Consider the following 10,041-nt stretch of genomic DNA (forward strand, 5'->3'; position numbering starts at 1 on the left):
ATCATCAAGATATAGGAATCGGAGACGGCGTTTTGGTCTGAGATTTAATTTAATCGCTGGCATTTACAACTATGAACTTGCTTTAGGCTATCATCAAGTAGCTGAATAAGACTTTTGCAGGAGGTCTATCAAAGGAATTATTTAATTTTTCATCTTCGATAAGCGCATTAGTGCAGATAATTTCTGAACCTGTGCCACCTTCAAAAACTAAACGAATCATTCCCGAAAGAGCGACATCGGGATTAAATTCAATTCCTGTAATACTTTCTTGCACAAAAGTTGCTATATTAAACTCCGGGTTATTTTGTCGAACATGGTTTATTGCTTGAATTAAAAAACCACCACTTCCGCAAGCAGGATCTATAATTTTTTCGTTTGGTTTGGGGTCTATCATTTCAACTGCAAGGCGTACAATTGGGTGAGGGGTAAAAAATTCTCCCCTATCTCCACGCTGGTGTCTATTTACAAAAGTCTGAAAGGCTTCACCTTTTATATCCCCAGATGTTTTAGTTAAATTAATGTACTGTAACCTGCCTACAATATAAGCAAGAGTCAAAGGTTTTAACTTGAATGTGTCATCGGTGAAAAATCCCCGATAATGATTTTTGATTGAGGTAAATAATTGACTAAGACGCGACATAAATTCATCGGACTTATTGGCGACGATGGCTTTATATTCACTTGCTGTAACGCCAAAATTTACAGATTGCTTGGCAGATTTTTCATCATGAAGTTTGATGATGATTAGTTTAACCATCTCGTGAAAAATCTTGTCTTTGAGCATTCCTTCGTTGGCGTAAATATAATTATGGCACTCTTCAAAAACTGCCGAAAGATTGTTAGAAGGTCTTAATTCCTGAATTTGCGGGAGTTTTTCAGGTAACAGGCTGTCTTCAGAAAATAACAATCCTTGCTCTTTCATTTACTGCGCTTGATTTGAACGTTTCTGGTTGCGGGTTGTTGAATAGATAAAATATTTTTAGCCTTGACTGCATTCCTAGCAAACCAGTCTTTTAGTGGACAGAGATCATCGCCATCTTGATTAAACAAGAACTTGCCCCTATACCTAATTATAGAATCTAAATTAGAGTATGTCAAGGGACAAAAAATTCAGTTTAATGTTAACCAAAGTGAGTAAAAAAAGCTGAGAGATTGTTGATGACAGAAATTTTGATCAGGTGAGTGCCACCCACCTGACTCATTTTAGCTAAACATTAAAACGGAATAGTAAAACATCACCCTCTTGAACAATGTATTCCTTGCCTTCACTTCTGACTAAACCTTTTTCTTTCGCCGCGCTCATCGTGCCACTATTAACTAAATCCTGATAAGACACGGTTTCTGCACGAATAAAACCCCGTTCAAAATCCGAGTGAATAACTCCGGCTGCTTGGGGTGCTTTCATACCAGAAATAATCGTCCATGCGCGGGTTTCTTGGGGACCAGTGGTGAGATAGGTACGCAGTCCTAATAACTCGTAGGTAGCTTTAATTAAAGATTTTAATCCCCCTTCTTCTACTCCTAAAGAACCGAGAAAATCTTTTCTTTCTTCTTCTGACAATTCCACTAATTCCGATTCTACTTGAGCAGAAACGATCACAACTTTGGCCTGTTCCTGTTGGGCAATTTGACGGACACTTTCTACCCAATCATTACCCGTGGCTAGATCATCTTCGCTAACATTAGCGGCATAAATAATCGGTTTCCGACTCAATAAACCGAGATTTTTAATTAATTCTTCTTCCTCTTTGCTTAAATCCACTTTTCGCGCCGAAATACCGTCATTAAGACAAATTAGGATTTTTTCAAGGATAGCCAATTCTTCGGCGGCTTCCTTGCTATTTTTCGCCTGTTTGCGTAAACGTTCCACCCGCTTCTCCACCTGTCCCAAATCCGCCAGAGCTAACTCTAGATTAATCACCTCGATATCCCGGGCCGGATCCACAGAACCCGAAACATGAATAATATCATCATTATCAAAACAGCGCACCACATGAACGATCGCGTCCACTTCCCGAATATTAGCCAAAAATTGATTACCCAATCCTTCCCCGCGACTCGCACCCTTGACTAATCCGGCAATATCGACAAATTCAATGCGCGTCGGCACAATTTTCTCGGAATTAGAGATTTTAGCCAAAACCTCCAGACGTTCATCGGGGACGGATACCACACCCACATTCGGTTCAATGGTACAAAAGGGGAAATTAGCGGCCTCGGCCTTGGCATTAGCCACGAGAGCGTTAAATAGGGTCGATTTCCCCACATTTGGCAGTCCCACGATTCCAGCTTTTAACATAAAAATTGCTTGATAAACATCATCCCGACCTCTCACTATATCAGGCAGCCCCTCGTTTTTGTAAATCCGGTTGAGGAGAAAGACTGTGGATAGTTAACCGCTTAGGGACTTGCGCTTTGATAATGTACCTTTTGGGCGAACGCAGTTCGCCCCTACATTGTGGACAAAATCCGTTACTGTAGGGGCGCAATGCTTGCGCCCTCCGAGCGCTCAGGTTTGCTGATCACCCTAAGTAGGGGGAGAGCCTTCGAGGTGTTAGGGACTTGCGCTTTGATAATGTGCCATCTGGCTGGTCTGGTTCTTCTACAGAGCGATTTTCTGGCTGGGATATTATTCCTACGCAAGTCCCCTAGTTAACATTTATTCAAGTTCCTTAACTAAAAGTAGGCAAGACTTTACAAGAGATTGCGAGAATGGGATGTAATGCTTGAGACTGAGTTAGGGTGAAGAGTAAGAAAGAATACACCTGTAGCACTGGGCAAAATTATGGCAAGACAGGCCTTTCACTTCTAAATACGTCCTGAGAGTAATTTTCAGTGCTATGACAGTATATTTCCTAGGGCGATCGAGTGTAAATATCGTCCAATCGCCACAACTAATCACTAAATCATTGTTGGGGGTATCTGTATGAATCAAAGTATCGGAGCAAACACGCGTAATGTGGCCCTTGTCGGCCCCTACTCCAGTGGAAAAACCTCCTTACTGGAAAGTTTACTTTTCGTAACAGGAGCAATCACCAGAAAAGGCAAAATCAGCGATCGTAATACCGTCGGTGATAGTTCCACCCAAGCGCGGGATCGACAGATGAGTGTAGAAGTTTCCGTTGCCCATAGTCAATACCAAGACCTAAATTTTACCTTTCTCGATTGCCCCGGTTCGATCGAATTTGCCAGTGAAACCTATAATGCCCTCGTCGGGGCCGGTGCTGCTATTATCGTTTGTGAACCGGTAGTCGATCGAGTTCTCACCCTGGCTCCCTTGCTAAAATTCCTCGATGATTGGGAAATTCCGCATCTAATCTTCATCAACAAGATGGATCGCTGTAATAGTCACTTTAACGAAGTCCTACAAGCTCTCAAGTCCGTTTCTAGTCGTCCCCTCGTTCCCCAGCAATATCCTATCCGTCAGAACAACGAAATTATTGGATTCATCGATTTAATCAACGAACAGGCTTATCATTACCATGCTAACAGTCCCGCCGATCCTGTAGCTTTACCCGACCACCTCAAGGAAAAAGAACAGATTGCTCGACAAGAAATGCTAGAAACGATCGCCGAATTTGACGATCATCTTTTAGAAGAACTCCTCGAAGATATTAACCCCTCCCGGGAAGAAATTCTCCAAGACTTAAAACAAGAACTGGGAGCCGATCAGATAGTACCCGTGTTCTTCGGTATGGCGGAACGGGACTATGGTGTGCGTCATCTCCTCACCGCTTTAGTGGAAGAAACACCGGCCCCGACAATTACCGCCAACCGTCGCGGCCTCGATCCCAGTGCGGATGGAGATGCAGTGGTACAAATCCTCAAAACCTATTTTACTCCCCAGGGCGGCCGCCTGTCCCTAGGGCGAATCTGGCAGGGAACCCTTAACGATGGCATGGCCTTGAACGGTGTGCGGATTGGTGGTATCTATCGTCTCATGGGACAACAACAGCAACCCCTACAGCAGGCCCAAGCGGGGGAAATTATCGCTCTCGGTCGTTTGGAAGGAATCGCCACCGGAGACGTGGTTAGCAGCGGCAGTCAAAAACCCGACCTTCCCAGAGGATTACAGCTTAAACCCGTCTTTGCTCTCGCTATTGCCGCCGCAAATCGCAAGGATGAAGTTAAATTAAGTTCAGCTTTGACGAAACTGATCGAAGAAGATCCCTCCCTCCACTGGGAACAACACGGCGATACTAAAGAAGTGATTCTTTGGGGACAGGGAGAAATTCATCTGCAAGTGGCCCTCGATCGCCTAGCGCGCAAGTATAATCTACCGATGACCACCCATCTACCCCAAGTTCCCTACAAGGAAACGATCAAAACCAGCACTAAATCCCACGGACGTTATAAACACCAAACCGGCGGCCACGGTGCTTTTGGCGATGTGTATCTCGATATTAAACCCTTACCCCGGGGGGAAGGTTTCCAATTCCATGAAAGCATTGTCGGTGGTGTTGTCCCCAAACAGTATATCCCCGGGGTGGAAACGGGAGTGCGGGAATATCTCGGTCATGGTCCCTTGGGTTTCCCTGTGGTGGATATTGATGTTACTCTCACCGATGGTTCCTATCACAGTGTCGATAGTTCCGAACAAGCTTTTAAACAAGCGGCCCGTCTAGCGATGACGGAAGGACTGCCTAAATGTCATCCGGTCTTATTAGAACCAATTCTATCGGTGACGGTTCTCGCTCCCTCAGAATACACCGCCAAGGTTTTACAGTTAATCAGTGGTAAACGCGGTCAAATTCAGGGTTTTGAAGCTTCTGAGGAGTGGAAAGGTTGGGATCAGGTAACGGCCCATCTCCCCCAAGCGGAAATGCACGATTTTATCGTTGAATTGCGTTCTTTGACTATGGGGGTTGGTTTCTTCCAGTGGGATGAGGATCACCTGCAAGAAGTGCCAGATAAACTGCGCGATGCGGTTTTAGCCATGCAGGGTAATGGTAACAAGTAAAGTCTTCTTGGCTGTCACTAAAATAGAGCGATGAATTACCGAGAGATGGGCTTTTATTGGCTCATCTCTCCCTTTTCTGGCAAAAAATGACAGAAGGGTTCGATGAGATTATCCTAGTGCTATACTGCCCCAAATTAGTCTCGGAATTCTCAACTTAACGCCATGAATTTATCTAACCTGATCTTAGTCGCTCTCGCTGCGGGAATTGTTTTCGGTGCGCTGCTGAATGGTTTTTTTCCTGCGCTAATCCTGCCTTTAGATGACTATATTCTCGCGCCGGTGGGAGAGGTTTTTCTGCGCTTAATTCAATTTGTGGTGGTTCCGATCGTTTTTTCTTCCCTTATTTTAGGATTAACCCGGGTACAGAATGCGGCGCGGATCGGCAGATATTTACTCAGATTGATGACTGGCTATCTGCTAACCAGTACACTTGCTCTGTTAATTGGCATGGCGACGGCCTTGCTATTAAAACCGGGGATAGGTTTAGAGGGATTTGCCACTAATGCCGCCATGACCACCAATACACCAGTATCCCTAAGAGATTGGCTGATTAGCTTAATCCCAGTTAATCCCCTAGAAGCTCTTACTGGGGGCAATCTTTTACAGGTAATCGTGACGGGAGTTTTATTTAGTATCGGCATCGGACTGGCCAAAGAGGGGGCAAAACCTTTTATTCTCTTGATAGACAGTCTTTATCTAATCAGCGAGAGAATCCTATCGGTGATTCTTTATCTAGCACCTGTGGGGGTATTTGCCCTGATTGCTTCGGTTATCGCCACCCAGGGATTAGAATTAGTGGCGAGACTTTTTTTCTATGTTTTTGGTCTGTTTTTGGCTAGTACCTTGATGATTGGGGTGTATGTTTTGCTCCTTTTTGCCCTCAAAGGAGAACCTCGACACTTTTTTAGCTCTTTATCGGAATCTTTATCCTTAGCTTTCGGTACTGCTAGTTCTAACGCCGCTTTACCCGTAGTTTTGCGGGAAATTCAAGAATACGGTTTACCCGAAGATATCGCCAGTTTCGCTATTCCCTTGGGAACGGTACTAAAACGCGATGGTTCGGCAATTTTACAGGGATTTAATGCTCTTTTTATCGCTCAGGTGTACGGAGTTCCTTTAAGTCCCTCTTTGTTATTAGCGATCGCATTGAGTGGTTTATTGGTTTCTTTTAGTACCCCTGGAGTCCCTGGCAGCGCATTAATTACCATGACTACCGTATTATCGGCGGCGGGTTTACCATTAGAGGGAGTAGCTTTAGTGGCAGGGGTCGATCGCTTGACCGATGGTTTTAAAACCGTGTTAAATGTGATCGGTAATACAGTTAATGCCATCCTGCTCAATTACTGGGAATTAGGAGAAAAGGAAAAATCCCTAGAATTAAAAAACTAGCCTCTTTAAGTGTTATTAATTTTCCGAGAAGAATCTTACTATTTTAGTCTAGACAAGAGATTGATAACTCAATAAATAGCAAGACCTTTCTTAGATTGATGAAAGAGAGATAAAAGTTATTTTGTTTCCACAATGTTCAAAGTGTTGAAAGCGATTCCTAATTTCCTTTCATCTTTTTCTCCAAGTTGCTTAGGACTGGTAGGTTCGGGAATCGTGAAAGTTATCGTTCGTTCGTTAGCGGGTACTCCGGTAAATTTGACTTTAATTTCCGCTGCTTTATCCGTTAATTGGATTTTTTGCTGTTGAGAGCCGACGCTGATAATGATATCCTTGTTAACATTGGGACCAAAAGCTGCCGCCTTGAAAATAAGCTCAAAAGAACTCGGTAGGTTTTGAACAAACTTAATCGAGGCCGGGGAACCATCAGTCCAGCGACCCCAATCTTCTGAAAAGCTAAACCCCTCCAACGAAACATTGGCTGTGTCTTTGGAAAAATCAACACCGTAGGGTGAGGAAGCAGCGGATTTTTCGGTGGGGGCAGTCTCAACAGTAGGTGATGGACTATTAGTAACGGGGGAAGAAGTTGTTTGAGAAACTTCAGAACCAGAACAGGCCGTGACCAGAAGGGTGAGGGCCAAGCCTACAGTTAAATCAAATACAGCTAACTTCAATTTTTTCATAATATGGTTAAGTCCTTAGTCTTTTTCACTTCTATGGTTTTTCCAGTTATGGACAATCATCGGTATGGTCATGCCAAGTCTATTTAAGCGGAAAACGACACCTTTTGCAATAACTGGGCTTGAAGATAACCGCAACCCAAAACAAGAGTCTTTGTGTATTCCATAATTTACAGCCTTTCTCCTATAAATGAAGTGTAACTTGATTCTACGCTGTTTACTGGCCAATAGCTCCTGAATATTCCACAGGTAAATTCTTCCTAGCCTCAATGCAGATTATTGGAATCAATACTCCATTGTGTCAATTGAGAGAGGCTTTAACCAGCGACTGGCTAAACGGAAACGGGTATAGAAATCGAAGTATAGACCTTCTAGGGGCAGTGACTGAATTTCGGAAATTTAGTTCCTCAAAAAAATGATCTATAATATAATTTAATTATTTTTTAAACTATGATAATTTATTTTAAATTTTTTAAGCCTACTCTCTAAAAAACTTAGAAGAAAGTGCGATAGAATACAGGGTAAGCGCATCTCAAACGCTATTGACAATTGGCTAATTTTGTGAGCTGCTCACGGTGTAGGAATTTGAAATGATACCAGTCAATCAAAATAGTTACGAACTTGACCTATTTGGTCGATTGTTACTTAACAATTGAGATGACAAGTTCCACTCAAATATACCTGAATCTCCCTCTGGGTAGTCAACCCACATAAGGTTCATTTTGTCAAGTATTGTTAAGATACGCTGATCCTGCATAAGCTAGCTATTGAGAAAGCTGGAGACGATATAACTCATGTCACAATTGGAAATAAGCAGAGAAAATAATTTTACTTCTCATTTTTCCCAAGATAGGCCTCGCATTGACGTGGTTTTACAGGCGACAGGTAAGCACACATGGAATATGTCAGAGGGGTGGGTCTCAGCCCTAGAGAGTGAAGGCCTACTGAACCGAGTTTTTCGACCTATTTCTGACTGGGGAGCATTAGAACCAAGCAATGATGATGGTCTATACAGATATCTGGAAAATCCACAAGCAGATATTATTCTCTTATTGGGATTTGATTGGCATTCCCAACCTCTTCATAGTACATCTAGGTGGCAGGAAAAATGGTCAAATGCTGCTATTAAAAAAATCGCTATTTTAAATGAGCAATGTTCTGCCGCACCAGTGCAACAAAATTTACATTGGCGACAGCAAGTATTCAATTCTCTTCGTACGTCATTACCTGTAGTAGATGGTATTATCTGTAATCATGAACCAGATATAGAGTTTCTTAAAAAAAAGATTCTGTGTACGAAGCCAACTATTTTTCAACCCTATTCAATTGACACAAATTATTTCAGCAGTATTTTGCCATTCAAAGATCGTATTAATCGAGGATTTTTTCGCGGACGCATTGCCAATTTTTATAATTCAGGATGCTATAATCGGCGTCAAATTTTGGTAGAACGTTTACAGCAGTGTGAAGAAGTGTATATCAAAGAATATGAAGAAAGTTTTACTATAGAAGATTATATTAATGATTTAAATAAATATAAAATTTTGATTAACTTACCTTCCATCTCTTTGACTTTAACTGCCCGGGTGTTTGAAGCATTAGGATGCGGTGGGACTCTACTTCAATATTCTATCTTAGGAAAGAAATCAAACACTTTATTCAAGGATTGGGAGCATTTAGTTTATTATGATCCTGATAACCCAGGGGATTTAATTTCTAAACTAAAATATCTGATGAAAAATCCTGATGTAGCTGAAAAAATTGCTAGAAATGGCAGCATATTATGTCATCAGGAACATTCTATCAAGGCTCGAATTGCTCAAATAGTTAAATGGGTTGATAATGAATTTGAAGAAAGAGAAAAAAGTTACAATAGTGCCTCGCTTGCGCCAGCAAATAAAGATGATGAAAAAATTAGTGAATATCTGACCATTAACTTGCCAGAAGCAAAATTTTGTCCAACTATAGTCATAGATGGTGTTTTCTTTCAACTCAACAATACAGGTATATCAAGGGTTTGGTATTCCATACTTAAGGAATGGAATAGTAAGTCTAACTTAGCCCTCAACGTTGTAGTTTTAGATCGAGAGAATACAGCGCCAAGATTTGAGAATATAAAGTATCGTGATTTGCCAGCTTATAGCTATAATGAGACGGGTCTCGATTCGCAAATATTACAAGCCGCTTGTGATGAAGCCAAGGCAGATTTGTTTATATCAACCTACTACACCACTCCCATCACCACGCCTTCGGTTTTTATGGCCTATGATATGGTGCCTGAAGTGATAGAAGCTAATCTAAAAGAGCCGATGTGGAGAGAGAAGCACTTAGGCATTCGTCATGCCTGTCAATATTTAGCAATCTCGCAGAATACGGCTGATGATTTAATCAGGTTTTTCCCAGAAATATTGTCAGAATCAGTAAATGTTGCCCATTGCGGTATTGACCAGGAGTTGTTCTTTCCATCAAGTGCCGAAAAAATCATCAATTTTCGACTTAAGCATTCCATTCAAAAACCTTATTTCCTAATAGTTGGTTCTCGTATTGGCTGTGATGGTTATAAAAATGCTCTCCTGTTTTTCAAAGCATTTCAAAATCTACCAGAACCAGATAAATTTTCTATAGTTTGTGTCGGTGGTAAACCTGATTTAGAACCAGAATTATCTGGGTTGGTCTATCAAAATCATGTTCATTTATTAAGACTTGAAGACCCTGAACTCTCAGTAGCTTACTCGGGTGCAATTGCTCTTGTTTATCCTTCCCTTTACGAAGGATTTGGTTTACCGATTGCGGAGGCGATGGCCTGTGGCTGTCCAGTGATAACCTGTAGAAATTCCTCGATCCCAGAAGTTGCTGGGGAAGCAGCGATCTATGTTGATGAGTATAAAAGACCTCCTGCAAAAATAGGAACTGATTATGTAAAATAAAGTAAAACACTCAGAAAAACAATGACTTACGAAAAAGTAAAAAATTTGAATCCAGAAGAGTTTAAACGCTTTTGTGGAGTATATCCTG

Annotated in this window: 5 protein-coding genes and 2 pseudogenes; 4 read left to right on the plus strand and 3 right to left on the minus strand. The window is 41.9% G+C overall.

Features of this window, described 5'->3' with window-relative positions; all coding sequences use genetic code 11:
• Nucleotides 1-109: pseudogene (locus tag IQ234_RS17895) on the plus strand (IS5/IS1182 family transposase); the annotation flags it as partial.
• On the opposite strand, the pseudogene IQ234_RS17900 reads toward IQ234_RS17895, so the two are convergent.
• Both IQ234_RS17900 and ychF read right to left on the minus strand, forming a co-directional pair.
• Nucleotides 92-922: pseudogene (locus IQ234_RS17900) on the minus strand (HsdM family class I SAM-dependent methyltransferase); the annotation flags it as partial. The pseudogenes IQ234_RS17895 and IQ234_RS17900 sit on opposite strands and share 18 nt — an antisense overlap.
• A gap of 285 nt (nt 923-1,207) precedes the next feature.
• Nucleotides 1,208-2,299, minus strand: coding sequence for a redox-regulated ATPase YchF (gene ychF, locus IQ234_RS17905; RefSeq protein WP_002788451.1), 1,092 nt, complete (start codon nt 2,297-2,299; stop codon nt 1,208-1,210).
• Between the two features lie 627 nt (nt 2,300-2,926).
• On the opposite strand from ychF, the gene IQ234_RS17910 reads away from it, so the two are divergent.
• Together IQ234_RS17910 and IQ234_RS17915 are read left to right on the plus strand one after the other, a co-directional pair.
• Nucleotides 2,927-4,960, plus strand: coding sequence for an elongation factor G (locus IQ234_RS17910; RefSeq protein ID WP_193958069.1), 2,034 nt, complete (start codon nt 2,927-2,929; stop codon nt 4,958-4,960).
• 162 nt (nt 4,961-5,122) lie between these two features.
• Nucleotides 5,123-6,349: a dicarboxylate/amino acid:cation symporter gene (locus IQ234_RS17915; protein ID WP_193958070.1), complete on the plus strand. Its 1,227-nt coding sequence runs from the start codon at nt 5,123-5,125 to the stop codon at nt 6,347-6,349.
• Nucleotides 6,350-6,465: 116 nt separating this feature from the next.
• Here the strand turns inward: IQ234_RS17915 and IQ234_RS17920 are convergent, their stop codons facing one another.
• Nucleotides 6,466-7,029 (minus strand): DUF7024 domain-containing protein, encoded by a 564-nt coding sequence (locus tag IQ234_RS17920; RefSeq protein ID WP_193958071.1) that lies wholly within the window; start codon nt 7,027-7,029, stop codon nt 6,466-6,468.
• Between the two features lie 791 nt (nt 7,030-7,820).
• Here IQ234_RS17920 and IQ234_RS21360 point away from each other — a divergent pair.
• A complete protein-coding gene (locus tag IQ234_RS21360; RefSeq protein WP_228008608.1) occupies nt 7,821-9,953 on the plus strand; it encodes a glycosyltransferase family protein in 2,133 nt (710 codons plus the stop codon).
• The last annotated feature ends 88 nt before the right edge of the window (nt 9,954-10,041 follow it).

Origin of the sequence: Microcystis aeruginosa LEGE 91341, from assembly GCF_015206885.1 — a bacterium.
Taxonomy (GTDB): Bacteria; Cyanobacteriota; Cyanobacteriia; order Cyanobacteriales; family Microcystaceae; genus Microcystis; species Microcystis aeruginosa_H.